This is a genomic window from Pandoraea fibrosis, from assembly GCF_000807775.2.
Taxonomy (GTDB): domain Bacteria; phylum Pseudomonadota; class Gammaproteobacteria; order Burkholderiales; family Burkholderiaceae; genus Pandoraea; species Pandoraea fibrosis.
The window spans coordinates 1809542-1824653 of the sequence record NZ_CP047385.1 but is presented as its reverse complement, the minus strand read 5'-3'; the positions used below and the strand labels follow the sequence as shown (position 1 = coordinate 1824653).

Here is a 15112-nt window from a genome sequence, read left to right as displayed (position 1 = left end):
GCCATCGCACGGGACGCCCTCCGTCATCGCCAACAGCAAGAGATACGATGACAAGGGGACTCGACCCGCCACCATCAACCGGTCGTTGAGGCCGCCTCACGCAAGCTGCGGCAGCCCGCCACTCGATTCAAATCGCCCTATAACCCTTGTTCTATCAAGGCAATAGACAAGGGTATCCCCCCAACCGCTGGCTATTGACAACGCCGATCAGCGATGCGCAAAATCACATCACTTATATGACGACGTACAAGAAAGACCCTCCACGGCAACCGCGGATGTCATAACCGCAACGCAAGCTGCCTGGCGCGTCGGCCCCGAACGTCACCGGAGACAGGCGTTTGCCATGCATTTCTCGTTGAATTTCGCTCCGCTGGTGCCTTACTGGCCAGTTTTTCTCGAAGGCGCGTGGCTCACGCTCAAGATGACCGCTCTCTCGGTCGTGATCGGCACCGCTGCCGGCACGCTGGTCGCCTTTGCCAAGCGTAGCCGTCATCGCTGGCTCGTTCGTCTTTGCAGCATCTACATCGAGTCGGTCCGCAACACCCCTTTCCTCGTTCAGATCTTCCTGCTCTATTTCGGTCTCGCCAGCCTTGGCGTGCACATGCCGACGTTCGCCGCGGCGGTCATTGCGATGGTGATCAACATCGGGGCCTATGCGGCGGAGATCATTCGCGCCGGGCTCGAGTCGGTGCCACGCGGTCAGATCGAAGCCGCCGAATGTCTGGGGCTGTCGAAGTGGCGCATTGCGTGGCATGTCATGCTGCAACCGTCCATCGAGAAGGTGTACCCCGCCCTCACCACGCAATTCATTCTGATGATGCAGGCCTCGGCCATGGCATCGCAGATTTCCGCCGAAGAACTCACCGCCGTCGCCAACACCGTGCAGTCGGACACGTTCCGCTCGCTCGAGACGTACATCGTCGTGGCCGCGCTCTACCTCGGTCTGTCACTGCTGGTGAAGCTCGTGGCGTGGGCCGCCGGCGAGTATTTCTTCCGACGCCGCCGTGTCGTGCGACGCGCCGCCGCACAGACGGTACAGGCCGCGCGCCGACGCGCCGCCGCCTCGCGTACCGCGGGCGTGAGCGTCACGGGCGCAACAGGCACCACGGGCAGCAATACCGCACAACGGAGTGCCTCATGATCGGCAACTTTTCCTGGACCTATTTCGGGTATCTGGTGCAGTCCATCGGCTGGACGCTGGTGCTCTCGCTGATCGCGTTCGTACTGGGCAGTGCCGGTGGGTTTCTCGTGATGCTCGCGCGCATCTCGCCGCGTCGCTGGCTGCGCTTGCCCGCGCAAGTGTTCATCGAAGCGATTCAGGGCATTCCGCTGCTGATTCTGCTGTTCATCGTCTACTTCGGCCTGTCGGTATACGGCTTCGAGTTGCCCGCCATCGTGGCGGCCGCCCTCGCGCTGATGGTCTACACCAGCGCCTATCTGGGCGACATCTGGCGTGGATGCGTCGAAGCGATGCCGCGTGCACAGTGGGAAGCCGCCGAGTGCCTGTCGTTCTCGCGCTGGCAGACGCTGCGTCTCGTCATCATTCCGCAGGCCGTGCGTCTGTCGCTGCCGCCGACCATCGGCTTCCTCGTGCAGATCATCAAGATGACATCGCTCGCCTCGGTGATCGGTTTCGTGGAGCTCACCCGAGCCGGTCAGATCATCAACAACTCGATTTTCCAGCCCTTCCTCGTGTTCTCGCTGGTAGGGGTGTTTTATTTCGTGCTGTGCTACCCGCTCTCGCGCTGGAGCGCATCACTGGAGGACAGGCTCAATGTCGGCAATCGTTAAGGTCAACCAGATTCACAAACGCTTCGGCGACAACCCGGTGCTCAAGGGCGTGTCGTTCGAAGTGGAGCGCGGCAAGATGGTCGCCATCATTGGCGCAAGCGGTTCGGGCAAGAGCACGGCGCTGCGCTGTATCGACCGTCTGGAAACCATCGACGAAGGCTCCATCGAAGTGTGCGGCATTCGCGTGGAAGATCCGCAGATCGACCTGCATCAACTGCGCCGCGAAGTCGGCATCGTCTTCCAGAGCTACAACCTCTTTCCACATCTGAGCGTGCGCGAGAACATCATGCTCGCGCTGCGTCATGTGAAGCGTCTCGGGCGCAGCGAAGCCGAGGAAGTCGCGAAGCGCGTGCTCGCGCAAGTGGGCCTCTCCGACAAGGCCGACAGCTATCCCGAGCAGCTCTCCGGTGGCCAGCAACAACGCGTGGCCATCGCACGTTCGCTCGCCATGTCGCCGAAAGTCATGCTGTTCGACGAAGTGACGTCGGCACTCGATCCGCAACTCACGGGCGAAGTGCTGCGCGTCATGGAAGATCTTGCCGCCGACGGCATGACAATGCTGCTCGTCACGCACGAAATGGCATTTGCCAAGCGTGTGGCCGATCAAATCATCTACATGCATCAGGGCAAGGTGTGGGAAGTCGGTCCGGGCGAGATGCTCGACAACCCGCAAACGCCCGAACTACGCGCATTCCTCGCCAACGGGCTGTAAGCGCACAGTCACGACAACACATCATTCCAAGGAGACCACTGCATGAAACTCAAGACGTTCAAGGCGTTGTTTACCCAGACCTGTGCCGCAGTCCTGCTCGGCGCGATGGCGCACGCTGCCTTTGCCGATCAGCTCGACGACATCAAGAAAGCGGGCAAGATTCGCGTCGCCATCGCCATGGGTACGCCGTTGTATTCGTTTGCCGATGCCAATCTGCAACCGGCGGGCTCGGACGTCGACACCGCCAAGTTGCTTGCACAGGATCTGGGCGTGAAGCTCGATATCGTGTCCGTCACGAATGCCGCGCGCGTGCCGACGCTGCAAGCGAACCGCGCGGACATCGTGGTGGCCGATCTCTCGATCACACCGGAACGTGCGCAGGTGATCGACTTCTCGGTTCCTTACGCCGTCATTTCGATTATCGTCGGCGGGCCCAAGAGCATGAACATCAAAGGCTATGAGGACCTGAACGGCAAACGCATTGGCCTCACCCGCGCGACGGTGAACGACACGCTCACCACGCAGAATGCGAAGGGCGCGCAGATCGTTCGCTATGAAGACGACGCCACACTGATCACGTCGATGGTGACGGGTCAGGTCGACATATTCTCGAGTACGCCGTCGAACCTTGGCGAGATGATCAAGCGCGCACCGGAGAAGAACCTCGAACTGAAGTTTGCGCAGAAGGAATTTGATCTGGGTATCGCACTCAACAGGAATCAGCCGGCGCTCAAGGACTGGATCAACAACTGGGTGAAGACCAATCTGAAGAACGGCAAGCTCAATGCGATCTACAAGAAGTATCACGGCCGCGATCTGCCGGATAGCGTGACGAAGGGCGCAGCGTAATAGCGCTTCGCATGGACGCTGGCAACACGCGTAGCGACAGGTGGCTCGCGCGTGTTGCCAGCCGGTGTCGTGGCGGCGTTTCCCGCCACGGCATCGATTCAACCGTTGCGTGCCGGGTGCCAGGCCCCGGCACTCGCGACACGATGTCGCACCCGGGCGTGCGGGTCCCACTGGTCGTGTCTGGCGGAAAACGGTAAGTTAGCGGCTTGCTGTCAAAAAGCGTCCCGACTGACCATCCACCCATGACCGCCCGCTCCCTCGCCCTGCTCCTATCGGCCTCTCTTCTGCGCCACACCGCCCCTGTCGCACGCGTGCGAGCCGGCGCATTGACGTTTGCGTTAGCGACGTTCGCCGCTTCGGCCTTCGCTGCACCGGATATCGAGGCGGGCAAGGCATTGTTCGCGTCGCGCTGCGCGTCGTGCCATTCGGTCGGTCCGATGGCGGCGTCGGGGTTCGGCCCACAGCTCAACGGCCTGGCCCACCGCCGCGCCGGCAGCCTGCCAGACTTTGACTACTCGAAGGAAATGAAACAGTCCGGGATCGTGTGGGACGACAAGACGCTTGCCGCCTTCATCGCCAACCCCGGCAAGACCGTGCCCGGTACGAAGATGCGCTTCTGGGGCATCGGCAACGAACGCAAGGTCGCGGATCTGATCGCCTACCTGTACACGTTCAAATGAGATGACGTGAGGTGAGGCGCGGCAGCACGCACTCGCGCCACCGGCCAGCACATCGTTACACAAGCGCTGCGGGATACGCCTCGAAATACCCCTTCGCCAACGCCACCCAGTACCGCACGCCATCGCGGATGATGTCGTCGTTGAAGTCGTAAGCCGGATGGTGCAGACCCACTGCGGCCTCACCGCGCGGCGCATTGCCGATCAGCACGTAGGCACCCGGCCTGGCTTCGAGCATGAAGCCGAAGTCCTCCGACGTCATGTTCGGCGGCACGTCGGCATGTGTCGCGGCATCGCCGAACGTTTGGCGAATCACCCGTTCGCAAAGTCCGGCCGCCTGCGCCGAATTCACCGTCGCGGGGTAGTACTGGAAGAACTCCACGTCGATGACCGCGCCGTAGGCCGTTGCCATTCCGCCCGCGATCCGGCGGATGTCGTCCTGCAACTGATTCAGCACCGCCGACGATAGCGTGCGAATCGTGCCACGCAACTCCGCCGTGTCCGGAATGACGTTGTCCGTATCCCCGGCATGCATCATGCAGACGGACACCACTGCCGGCGCCACCGGATCTTTATGGCGTGCGGCGAGCGTCTGACACTGAAGCACCAGTGAGCATGCGAGCGGAATCGGATCGAGTCCGAGGTGCGGTTGGGCCGCGTGCGCGCCCTTGCCTCGCACCGTGATCCGAAAGCGCACCCCGGCGGCCATGATCGGCCCCGTGCGCAGCCCGAACTCGCCTGCGGGCAGGCTCGGCCAGTTGTGCATGCCGAACGCGGCCTCCGTCGGGAACCGCTCGAACAGCCCGTCGTCGATCATCTTCTGCGCCCCCGCACCGCCTTCCTCGCCGGGCTGGAAAACGAAATGCACGGACCCTGGCAGTTGCGGCAATTGCCTGAGCATCTTGGCCGCTCCCAGCAACATCGTGGTGTGACCGTCGTGCCCGCAGGCATGCATCACGCCGTGATGACACGACGCGTGCGAAAACGTATTCGCCTCCTGAATCGGTAGCGCGTCCATATCTGCACGCAGGACAATCCCGCGCGACGGGTCCCGGCCGGGCAGGCTCGCCACCACGCCCGTGCCGGCCATGCCACGATCGACGACGTAGCCCAGTTCATCGAGAAAACGCGCAACGACGTCGGCCGTGCGACGCTCCTCGAAACGCAGTTCGGGGTTGGCATGCAGATCGCGGCGCAAGGTGCGCAGCGCTTCGTCGCTACCGGCGAGCAGCGCGTCCAGATCGCTCAAAGGCTTCATGTCTGATATTCCGTGAAATGCGTGTCAGTCCGTGCCGGCCCGGCCAGCGTCGGGCGAGATGGCCGAAAGCGCGCGCAACATCCCGGCGCAGGCATCTGCAACCTCGCGCCCCTTGTGCCGCAGGTGCTCTCTAAAGAAAGTGTCGTGCTCGTCATGCGAGTGGAAGTGGTGCGGCGTGAGCGACATCGAGAACACCGGCACGTCGGTGTCGAGTTGCACGCGCATCAGTCCGTCGACGACCGCCTGCGCCACGAACTCGTGTCGATAGATGCCGCCATTGACGACCAATGCCGCCCCGACGATCGCGTCGTATTCGCCGGTCACGGCAAGCCGACGCGCAAACAATGGGATCTCGAACGCGCCGGGCACATCGAAACTGACGATCCGCCCATCGGGCACACCCAGTTCCGCCATCCGGGAAAAAAACGCATCGCGTGCGCCGTTGAGCAAGTCGGCATGCCAACCGGCCTGCACGAACGCGATGCGGGAAATGTCGAAGGAATTCATCATGTCTAGTCGTTCGCGCGAGCGCCCCGCGCCCGTCGGGCACACGACACTCGCGCGCTTCATGCCGTCGGCCTCAGGAAGCGTCTGCCGCCAATTGCGCTGCCGTCGCCGTGCGACGCGTGAGTAGCGTTACGACCACCAGCGTCACCACGTTGAACACCAACGCGACGATGCCGACGTTGAGGTCCTTCAGTGCGTCCGGCAGGAACGGGAACAGCGAGGCCACCGACTTCTTCGTGAGCGACACCCAGGCCACCGTCGCTTCGCCAACGATGATGCTGGCGAAGGCCGCCGGACGCGTCACCAGATTCTTTGTGAAGAGACTGGCCAGCAACGCCGGGAACAACTGCGTCACCAACGCATACGCCATGAGCAACAGCGCCACGATGGTCTGGCCGCCGTTCAGCGTGAACAACACCGCCAGCGCCATGACCGCCGGCGCCAGCCACTTGGCCACACGCGCCACCTGCGCATCGGTCGCTTGCGGACGCAGCGGACGGTACACGTTGTTCGCCAACAGCGTGGCCGAGGTCATCAGGATCATCGAGCCCGGCACCAGCGCCGTGAGCACCCCTGCCGCACCGATCACGCCCACGAACCACGGATCGAACGTCTGGAGCGACACCTTGAACAGCGCCAGATCGATGTCGCCCCCCGTGAGGCCCGGCACCGCGAGCACCGCGGAAAAGCCGACGAACAGGATGAACAGCAGCATGAGCTGGTAGATCGGCAGCACGAACGCATTGCGACGCAGCACCTCTTCGCGCTTGGCCGTGTAGACCGCCATGAACATGTGCGGCCACATATAGAAGCCCAACGTCGAGAGAATCACCGTCGAGACCATCCACACCGGGCTTTCCCCCACATCGCGAAGCGCAAGGAAGCCCGGCTTTGCCTTCTCGATGGCCGCGAACATCTCGCCCACGCCGCCGTAGTAGTGATACGGCAGATAGAGGCCAAGGAAGATCGCGACGAACATGACGAGCGCGTCTTTCACCACCGATGTCCAGGCCGAGCCATGCACGCCGGAGAGCGCGACATACACCGCCACCACGACCGCACCGATCAGCACGCCCTGATTCGCCGAGAGGGCCGAATACGACGACACGCTGACGATGATGCCAAGCCCCTTGAGTTGCAGCACGAGATAGGGAATCAGGGCAGCGAAGCCGACAATCGCGACCAGCACGCCCATCTTCTGGCTGTTGTACTTCGAGGCAAAGAAGTCGGGCTGTGAAATCAGGCCGCGCTCCTTGGCATAACGCCAGATCGGCGGCAACAGGAAATACGACAGAATGAACGGCAGGCTGCCGTAGCCGAGCAGGTAATACGCGCCTGCGCCGTGCCCGTAGGCATAACCGCTACCGCCGAGAAACACGAACGTCGTGTAGATCTCGCCCGCCATGAGCAGGAACACGATAGCCGCGCCGAAGCCGCGACCGCCAACGGCCCATTGCTCCAGACTCATGTCCTTGCCGCGACGCGCGCGAATCCCCAGGAACAGGGCGACCGCAATGGCCAGAAAGATAAAGATCAGTGCGCTGTTCATGGGTCAGACTCCTTCGCGCCCGGCGCTGCCGGACTCGAGGCGTGCCTTGTCGGCGTAGAAAATGATCGCCATCACCACCGACGTCATCACCAGTGCCCCCGACAGCCACACCAGCAGAAACGGCATGCCGAGAATGTAGGGCGTGACCCTGTTGACGAAAAACGGACCTACCAAAACCGCCAACACTGGTAGGAGTGCTAAAAGATATACAGGCCGCATCAACTGTCTCCAGATTATTCCCGTCTGCTTATCGAACCGGACACCGGGGCGTCGGAATTGACGCCCGGCGTTCTGGCTCGTCACGAATGCGGTGAAGCGTGTCCCGTACGATCACCGCGCCTGATCCGCCGTCGGGTTACGCCGGATCCATGAGATGCGAGATGCTCTTGACGTGCGTGTAGCACTCGAGTCCCTCGGTCCCGCCCTCCCGCCCGTAACCGCTGTCCTTGACACCGCCGAAGGGTGTCTCCGACACGGCCGAGACCAGATGATTGATGGCCAGGTTGCCGATTTCGAGGGCCTCGCCCAGTCGGTAGGCGTTGGCCGCCGAACGCGTGAAGGCGTAGCCTGCGAGGCCATACGGCACGCTGTTGGCGCGCTCGATGGCTTCATCCAGACTGTCGACCGGCACGATCAGCGACAGCGGGCCGAACGGCTCTTCCTGCATGGTGCGCGCGTCGGCCGGCACGTCGGCCAGTGCGGTGAACGGAAACACATAGCCGGGTCCCTCGTGACGCTGACCGCCGCAGACCACGCGCGCGCCACGCGCCACGGCGTCGTCGACCAGTGAGTGCAGTGCCGCGAGACGGCGTTCGTTCACGACCGGGCCGATGTCGCTGGAAGACTCCAGCGCGTGACCGGCGCGAATCGCGCCACCATGCCGGGCGAAGGCGGCCACGAAGGCGTCGTACACGTTGCGGTGCACGAAGAAGCGCGTCGGTGCGACACACACCTGCCCTGCGTTGTTGAGCTTGCCCTTGACGCAAGCGAGCGCGGCCGCCTCGGGGTCGGCGTCTTCGCAAACGATGACCGGGGCATGACCGCCAAGCTCGAGAATGGCGGGCTTCATGTGTTGCGCCGCCAGTCCGGCGAGATGCTTGCCCACCGGCGTCGATCCCGTGAACGTGATGCCTCGCACCACGGGACTGGCAATCAGGTGCGACGAAATCATGGCCGGATCGCCGAACACGAGATTGAACACGCCATCGGGCAATCCGGCATCGCGGAACGCCTGTGCCATGAGCACCGCACCGGCGGGCGTCTCTTCCGCTGCCTTCAGGATGATCGAGCAACCCGCGGCGAGCGCACCGCCGACCTTGCGGGCCGGCGAACTCATCGGAAAGTTCCACGGCGTGAAAGCGGCGATTACCCCGACCGGTTCACGGATCACCGTGTGGCGCATGCCCGGCTCGGCCGGAATGACGCGACCGTAGAGTCGTTTGCCTTCGTTGGCGTCCCACGTCATCAGATCGCAACCGCGCAGCACTTCGGCGCGCGCTTGCGCCAGCGTCTTACCCTGTTCCAGCGAAATGGCGAACGCAATGCTTTCGACCCGCTCCTTGAGCAACGCGATCGCGCGCAGCATGATTTCGGCGCGCTGCGCGGGCGGCACGCGGCGCCATACCTTAAAGCCTTGTGCGGCGGCCGCGAGCGCGTCGTCGAGATCGGCAACGCCGGCGACCGGTACCGTGCCGATCACGGTGCCTTCCGACGGGTTCGTCACCGGTTGGCCGGGCGCGCTACGCCACTCGGCACCGATCAGCATCTTGATGTCTGGATAGGAATACATGTCTACGTCTCGAATTACGTGATGAAAGGACGATCAGAAGGTGCAAGGTGCCGCACAGCCGGCGCTATCGCTTTCCACCGGCCATGCGACGGGCTTCCGGGTGTTGACGCAGGCGCCACATCGCTACGCAGCCAAGCGCCGGACCGATGGCGAGCAGCCCCATGCCACCCGGCCACCCGAGGTGCGCCTGAACGACCGGCACCAGCCGGATGCTCACCAGCGTGATCAGGAACCCGGCACAGGTCTGTGCCGTGAGCAACGTGCCGACCGATGTCGGATCGGACAACTCCGCGACTGCGGCCGAGAACTGCGCCGAATCCGCGATCACCGAAGCCCCCCACACGAAGGCGACGATCACGACGACCGCGAGCGGTGCGTGGGATATCCAGCCGATGGTGGCCGCGCACGTCGCGCTCAACGCCATCGCACCGATCGTGACGAGCGTGCGGCCCACGCGATCCGCCAGCAGACCGCCTGCCCAGGCGCCGAGTGCCCCGAACGCAATCACTGCAAACGTCAGCATTTCGGCTTTCTCGCGGAAGTCGCTCACGCCATGCGACGACAGCGTGTACTGAAGGAACAAGCCCAGCCACGCCCACATCGCGTACAGCTCCCACATGTGACCGAGGTAGCCGAGGTTCGCCAGCCGGACGGCCGGGTTGCGCCATGCCTGCGTGACTTTCGACAGATCGACGCGTGCGGCGCGCTTGATGTTCGGCCCGATGCTGGCGAAGCCGATGGCGATACCGGCGGCCACCGCCAACAGCGCCGCCACCAGATACACCCAGTGCCAGTCGAGCTCGGGCAGCCCGCCCACCAGATGCGGACTGGCCGACCCGAGCGTGAGCGCCGCGACCAGCAAGCCGATCAGCAGACCGAGGTCCGCATTGGCCCACGTCGTCACGAGCCGGATGCCCACGGGATACACGCCGGCCATGCACATGCCCGTCATCAAACGCAACAGGACGACGGCGGGACCGGTCGGCGGCAACACGGCGAGTGCGCCGGTGGACAGCGCCGCCATCAGCGCAGACGCCGCGAAGATCCGGCGCAGGTCGTAACGGTCAGGCAAGGCCAGCGTCGCCGAGATCACCGTGCCGATGACGAAGCCCAGTTGCACCGCGCCGGTGAGCATGGCCTCGTCCGCCGAGGCGATCTCCTGCGTGCGCTTGATGAGCGCCACGGCAGTCGTCGACGAAAACCAGACGCCCATCGCGGCCACCTGCGCCAGCAGAACGATCACCAGCGAAGCTACCCTGCCGCGCGGCGCACCTTGCCGGATGCCCTGTTGCGAATCGGCCCCCTTCGACACACGTTCCATGCTGTGGCATTCCTCAGGCGGCGACGGGCTGTGCGGCCAGTCCGACGCGATGGAAGCCGCGCGCGAAATAGATCAGCCCATCGAGCGCATCGGTGGTGCGTGCCGCTTTGACTTCGCAGAAGAACACCGTGTGCGTGCCGACTTCGGTGACCGACGCCACCTCGCAGTCCAGCGCGCTGACCGCGCCGCGCAGCGACGGCGCACCAGTCTCCATCTGGTCCCAGTCGCCGCTCGCGAAGCGAGTCTCGATCGACAGATCCTTCGTCGCGAACTGCATGGCGATGTCGCGCTGATCTGCCGACAGCACATTCACGCACAAGCGGCCGTTCTCGCGCATCACGGCATTGTTGCGGCTCGCACGATTGATGCACACCAGCAATGTCGGCGGATCGTCAGTCACCGCGCAGACGGCCGAAGCCGTGCAGCCCGCGAGGCCGCCGGGGCCGTTCGTGGTGATGACGTTGACGGCAGCCCCGAGGCCCGCCATTGCTTCGCGGAAGATCGATTTGTCCATCGTGATCCTGTCCATGTCCGATACCTCACTCAACTCGCTTCACACTTGACCGTTCAGATTCGGAATGACGCTCATTTGGCGCCCGCACGATACTGGGCTGCGGTGTGCGTTTGCGGCAGACGATCACGATCGAAGAGTTTCTTGCGATAGGTGCCTTCGCGATACGACGTCTTGTAGGCGCCTCGCTCCTGAAGCAGCGGCACGACCAGATCGATCATGTCTTCGAAGCATTCCGGCACGACCGTGCGCGACAGGTTGAAGCCATCGATGCCGGTCGCTTCGCTCCACGCCATCATCTGGTTGGCGATCGTCTCTGCCGAGCCGACCCACGGCGTCTGACGGCTGCCCAACACCATCTGCTCAAGCAGTTTGCGGCGCGTCCATTGCGGACCGGCGGCACGGGTCATGGCCGTAACGTTCGACACGATGGCCTGGCTCTTGCCCGTATCGATGGGTTCGTCGATGTCGTATTTGGCGAAGTCGATGCCGAGCGACGCCGCGGCGTGAGCAAGCGCCCCTTCCGAGCTGACATAACGGCGGTACTCCTCGAACTTCTCCTGCGCCTGGGCGTCGGTGCGGCCCACGATCGGCGTGGCGCCCATGAAGATCTTGACGTCGTCAGCATTGCGGCCGAACTGCGTGGCCTGCGCGCGAATCGTGCCGACGATCTCTTTCACTCCATCCATCTTCTGGCCATTCACGAAGACGCATTCGGCATGCGTTGCCGCGAACTGGCAACCGCGCGGCGACGAGCCGGCCTGATAGAGCACGGGGGTGCGCTGGGGCGACGGTGCGCACAGGTGCATCGCGTCGACCTTGTACTGTTTGCCGTGGTGATGAATGACACGAACCTTCGACGGGTCGGCGTAGACACCGCCCGCGCGGTCGGCGACAACGGCATCGTCATCCCAACTGCCTTCCCAAAGCTTGTAGACGAGCGACATGTACTCGTCGGCCAGGTCATAGCGATCGTCGTGGGCAATCTGGCCTTCGATGCCGATGGCGCGCGCCGCGCTGTCGAGATAGCCCGTCACGATGTTCCAGCCGATGCGCCCACCGGTGAGATGGTCGAGCGTGGACATGCGGCGAGCAAACAGGAACGGTTGCTCGTAAGTCAGGTTGGCCGTCACACCGAAGCCGAGATGTTGGGTCGCGGCGGCCATCGCCGGGATCAGCATCAGCGGATCGTTGACCGGCACTTGAACCGCGTTGCGAAGCGCAGCGTCGGCGTTGCCGCCATAGACGTCGTAGACACCGACCACGTCGGCGAAGAACATCCCGTCGAAGAGTCCCTTCTCGAGCTTCTTGGCGTAGTCGACCCAGTATTGCAACTCGCCGTAGCGGGTGGATTGATCGCGAGGATGCGTCCAGAGACCTTGCTGGATGTGGCCCACGCAGTTCATCTCGAAGGCGTTGAGTCGGATTTCACGGGGCATGTCTACTCCTTGTCTGCAACAGATTGAGGACGGAATCAACCGTCGTTGCCGTTTACTATAGTAGACGATTGACTACGATCAAAAATATTTCACACAAGGGTTAACACTGAGATTCGAGTCGTCCCTCGAGGGGATAGCGCGGTGTCGATGCCGTGGCGTGTCGGGGGTTTTTGGCAGGAGAGGCGCGTCGGAATACGGACTGAGAGAGAGGCGACTTGTATAATTCCGGCACCCGAACCCATGGAATCACGGCATGCCTCCCCCGATGGTCGATCCCACCCCTGCGATTTCTCACCGCATCCGTATCGAGCGCGAATCTCGCGGATGGTCGTTGGGCGACCTTGCCGATCGTTCTGGCGTGTCGAAGGCGATGATCAGCAAGATCGAGCGCGGCGCCGCCAGTCCGACGGCGGCACTGCTGGGGCGTCTGTCCGGCGCATTCGGGTTGCAATTGTCGATGTTGCTCTCGCTGGCCGAGCAGTCAGGCGAGCGGCTGAGCCGCGAAGCGGATCAGTTGGTCTGGCAAGACCCGGAGACGGGCTATCTGCGCCGCGCCGTGTCGCCGCGCAACGGCGGCATGCTGGAATTGCTCGAGGTCACGCTACCGGCGGGCGTGCGCGTGGCGTATCCGTCGTCGGCATTTACGTTTCAGCATCAACAAATCTGGGTGCGTCAGGGCACGTTGACTTTCGAGGAAGGAGAGTTGACGTATGCGTTGTCGGAGGGCGACTGTCTTCAGCTCGGACCGCCTGCGCCGTGCACTTTCTTTAACGCAGGGAAACAACCCTGTGTGTACGTGGTGGCGCTGGTGCGTCGATAGTCATTTGTGAGGCTATCCGCACCACTGGCAGATCGGCTTGATCAACCTTTGGGAGTCAGACATGCGGAAGCTTCTCTCGTTTCTGTTGTTGATCGTCTCGCTTCACGCGTTCCCGGCGGCGGCCGACGTCTTTTCATTTCCCGCCGATTTCAAACACCAGACCATCGCGACCAATGGCGCCAGGATTCATGTGCGCGTCGGCGGTCACGGACCTGCGGTCGTCTTGCTGCACGGTTATGGTGAGACCGGCGACATGTGGGCGCCACTCGCTGCGAAGCTCGCGGCAAATCACACGGTCGTCGTCCCCGACCTTCGCGGCATGGGGCTTTCCGACCATCCACCTACGGGCTACGACAAGAAGAACGAAGCACGCGATATTGCGGGGGTACTGGATACGCTTCGGATCGGCAAGGTCGATGTCGTGGCTCACGACATCGGCAATATGGTGGCCTACGCCTTTGCCGCCGAGCAGCCTGAGCGCGTGACAAAGCTCGTCCTCATGGATGCCCCCATCCCCGGCGTCGGTCCGTGGGAGGACATTCTGAAGAGCCCGCTCCTATGGCATTTCCGTTTCGGCGGACCCGATATGGAGCGGCTGGTCAAGGGACGCGAGCGCATTTACCTCGACCGATTCTGGAACGAGTTCTCGGCGGACCCCAAAAATTTCAATGAGGCTTCGCGTCAGCATTACACGCGGTTCTATGCGCTGCCCGGTGCCATGCATTCCGGCTTCGAGCAGTTTCACGCCTTCGATCAGGACGTGATCGACAATCGGGCGTTCCTGACCCAAGGACCGTTGCCAATGCCGGTACTCGCTATCGGCGGAGAGAAGTCGTTTGGCACCATGATGGAGACGGTCGCCCGAGCGGCGGCGAGCAACGTGCAAGGCGTTGTCATTCCGAATGCCGGCCACTGGTTAATGGAAGAACAACCGCAAGCAACCATGGCCGCCATTACGGCGTTTATTCAGTGATTTCGGGTGTCTGGCATGCGAGAACATGCGCACTGCGAGCGCGATCGAACGATAGCAAATTGAGTGCAGCGAATCATGTACACATCGACATTCATCTTTAAACCCGGTCAGTACGACGACGATTTCCATCGACTCGATCAACGTATCGCGGCCATTGCCAAAGCCATACCTGGTTACCTCGGGGAAGAGACGTGGGAAAACGCCGAGGGCCTGATCCAGAATGTCTACTACTGGGAATCGGAAGCGTCGATGCGCCAATTGATCGAGCATCCCACTCACGCGCAAGCGAAGGCGAACCAGTCGCGCTGGCTCGATGGTTATCGCGTCGTGATTTCGAAAGTGCTGAAGGAGTATGGAGACGGCAAGGTCGCGCCATCTCGAGCAGCCCTTCAGGTCAGCGCGCACCCCCGAGAACGCGATGGCGTTGACGGTGTGTCGGTTGACAAGGCGAAAAGCCTAAGTGGTACCGGGGACCGGACTTGAACCGGCAAGCCCGAAGGCGGCGGATTTTAAGTCCGCTATGTTTACCAATTTCATCACCCCGGCAAGGGCACGCATTCTAACATCCCCCACCGAGATACGTCAGTTAGGTATCATGGGGACATGCCCGCACTGCGCGCACCCACGGAGATCGATCCATGCTGGAGAATCTCGACCGTATCGCCCTGTCGCTTGACGCCATCGAAGCCGCTGCCCGCGACGTTGCCCTGCAATCCCCCCAGAACGCGCAAGCGCTATACACCGCGCTCATGGAAATTCGCAACGCCATCGCGCTCGTCGCCCAGGAAGTCGTGCGTCTCGAACACGAGCTCCACGGCCCTATCGGCAACGGGTAAAACGTAGCGCCCATCCGGCGCAACCGACCCTACGCGCCGACGCGCCCGCCCGTCGCGCGTCGCCGTGGTCATGCGCCAAT

The 15112-nt window shown here is 62.8% G+C and carries 16 protein-coding genes, 1 tRNA gene and 1 pseudogene; 9 read left to right on the top strand and 9 right to left on the bottom strand.

Annotation, left to right across the window (positions count from 1 at the left end; genetic code table 11):
• Positions 1-343: 343 nt before the first annotated feature.
• The 5 genes from PI93_RS08210 to PI93_RS08190 all read left to right on the top strand — a co-directional run bounded on the left by PI93_RS08210 (position 344) and on the right by PI93_RS08190 (position 4032).
• The gene (locus PI93_RS08210; RefSeq protein WP_052240468.1) at positions 344-1141 is read left to right on the top strand and encodes an amino acid ABC transporter permease; all 798 of its coding nucleotides are present in this window, start codon (positions 344-346) and stop codon (positions 1139-1141) included.
• A complete protein-coding gene (locus tag PI93_RS08205; protein ID WP_039367094.1) occupies positions 1138-1791 on the top strand; it encodes an amino acid ABC transporter permease in 654 nt (217 codons plus the stop codon). Before PI93_RS08210 ends, PI93_RS08205 begins: the two co-directional genes overlap by 4 nt.
• Positions 1775-2503 carry an amino acid ABC transporter ATP-binding protein gene (locus PI93_RS08200; RefSeq protein WP_039367092.1) on the top strand — a complete coding sequence of 243 codons (729 nt, stop codon included), beginning with the start codon at positions 1775-1777 and terminating at the stop codon, positions 2501-2503. Before PI93_RS08205 ends, PI93_RS08200 begins: the two co-directional genes overlap by 17 nt.
• Positions 2504-2545: 42 nt before the next feature.
• The gene (locus PI93_RS08195; protein ID WP_039367090.1) at positions 2546-3352 is read left to right on the top strand and encodes a transporter substrate-binding domain-containing protein; all 807 of its coding nucleotides are present in this window, start codon (positions 2546-2548) and stop codon (positions 3350-3352) included.
• A 242-nt stretch (positions 3353-3594) separates the two neighbouring features.
• Complete coding sequence (locus PI93_RS08190; protein WP_080759060.1) at positions 3595-4032, top strand: c-type cytochrome; 438 nt, start codon at positions 3595-3597, stop codon at positions 4030-4032.
• Positions 4033-4087: 55 nt separating this feature from the next.
• Here PI93_RS08190 and PI93_RS08185 read toward each other — a convergent pair whose 3' ends face one another.
• The 8 genes from PI93_RS08185 to PI93_RS08150 form a co-directional block, all read right to left on the bottom strand.
• Positions 4088-5287: a M20 aminoacylase family protein gene (locus PI93_RS08185; RefSeq protein WP_052240467.1), complete on the bottom strand. Its 1200-nt coding sequence runs from the start codon at positions 5285-5287 to the stop codon at positions 4088-4090.
• Between the two features lie 24 nt (positions 5288-5311).
• A complete protein-coding gene (locus PI93_RS08180) occupies positions 5312-5797 on the bottom strand; it encodes a 6,7-dimethyl-8-ribityllumazine synthase (protein ID WP_080759082.1) in 486 nt (161 codons plus the stop codon).
• A gap of 70 nt (positions 5798-5867) precedes the next feature.
• On the bottom strand, positions 5868-7343 hold the full coding sequence (locus PI93_RS08175; RefSeq protein WP_039367088.1) for a sodium:solute symporter family protein: 1476 nt from the start codon (positions 7341-7343) through the stop codon (positions 5868-5870).
• Positions 7344-7346: 3 nt separating this feature from the next.
• The gene (locus PI93_RS08170) at positions 7347-7517 is read right to left on the bottom strand and encodes a DUF3311 domain-containing protein (protein ID WP_236105630.1); all 171 of its coding nucleotides are present in this window, start codon (positions 7515-7517) and stop codon (positions 7347-7349) included.
• Between the two features lie 181 nt (positions 7518-7698).
• Positions 7699-9132, bottom strand: coding sequence for an NAD-dependent succinate-semialdehyde dehydrogenase (locus PI93_RS08165; RefSeq protein WP_039367084.1), 1434 nt, complete (start codon positions 9130-9132; stop codon positions 7699-7701).
• A gap of 64 nt (positions 9133-9196) precedes the next feature.
• Positions 9197-10453, bottom strand: coding sequence for an MFS transporter (locus PI93_RS08160; RefSeq protein WP_052240466.1), 1257 nt, complete (start codon positions 10451-10453; stop codon positions 9197-9199).
• 13 nt (positions 10454-10466) lie between these two features.
• Complete coding sequence (locus PI93_RS08155; RefSeq protein WP_039367082.1) at positions 10467-10967, bottom strand: flavin reductase; 501 nt, start codon at positions 10965-10967, stop codon at positions 10467-10469.
• 71 nt (positions 10968-11038) lie between these two features.
• Positions 11039-12403 (bottom strand): LLM class flavin-dependent oxidoreductase, encoded by a 1365-nt coding sequence (locus PI93_RS08150; RefSeq protein ID WP_039367080.1) that lies wholly within the window; start codon positions 12401-12403, stop codon positions 11039-11041.
• 253 nt (positions 12404-12656) lie between these two features.
• On the opposite strand from PI93_RS08150, the gene PI93_RS08145 reads away from it, so the two are divergent.
• From PI93_RS08145 to PI93_RS08135, 3 genes and pseudogenes are all read left to right on the top strand, one after another.
• A complete protein-coding gene (locus PI93_RS08145; RefSeq protein WP_039367079.1) occupies positions 12657-13223 on the top strand; it encodes a helix-turn-helix domain-containing protein in 567 nt (188 codons plus the stop codon).
• Positions 13224-13284: 61 nt separating this feature from the next.
• Positions 13285-14196 (top strand): alpha/beta fold hydrolase, encoded by a 912-nt coding sequence (locus tag PI93_RS08140; RefSeq protein ID WP_039367077.1) that lies wholly within the window; start codon positions 13285-13287, stop codon positions 14194-14196.
• Positions 14197-14271: 75 nt separating this feature from the next.
• A pseudogene (locus tag PI93_RS08135) lies at positions 14272-14580 on the top strand (antibiotic biosynthesis monooxygenase family protein); the annotation flags it as partial.
• A gap of 77 nt (positions 14581-14657) precedes the next feature.
• Here the strand turns inward: PI93_RS08135 and PI93_RS08130 are convergent.
• Positions 14658-14742 (bottom strand) — tRNA-Leu (locus PI93_RS08130).
• A 92-nt stretch (positions 14743-14834) separates the two neighbouring features.
• On the opposite strand from PI93_RS08130, the gene PI93_RS08125 reads away from it, so the two are divergent.
• On the top strand, positions 14835-15032 hold the full coding sequence (locus PI93_RS08125; protein ID WP_039367075.1) for a hypothetical protein: 198 nt from the start codon (positions 14835-14837) through the stop codon (positions 15030-15032).
• Positions 15033-15112: the final 80 nt, after the last annotated feature.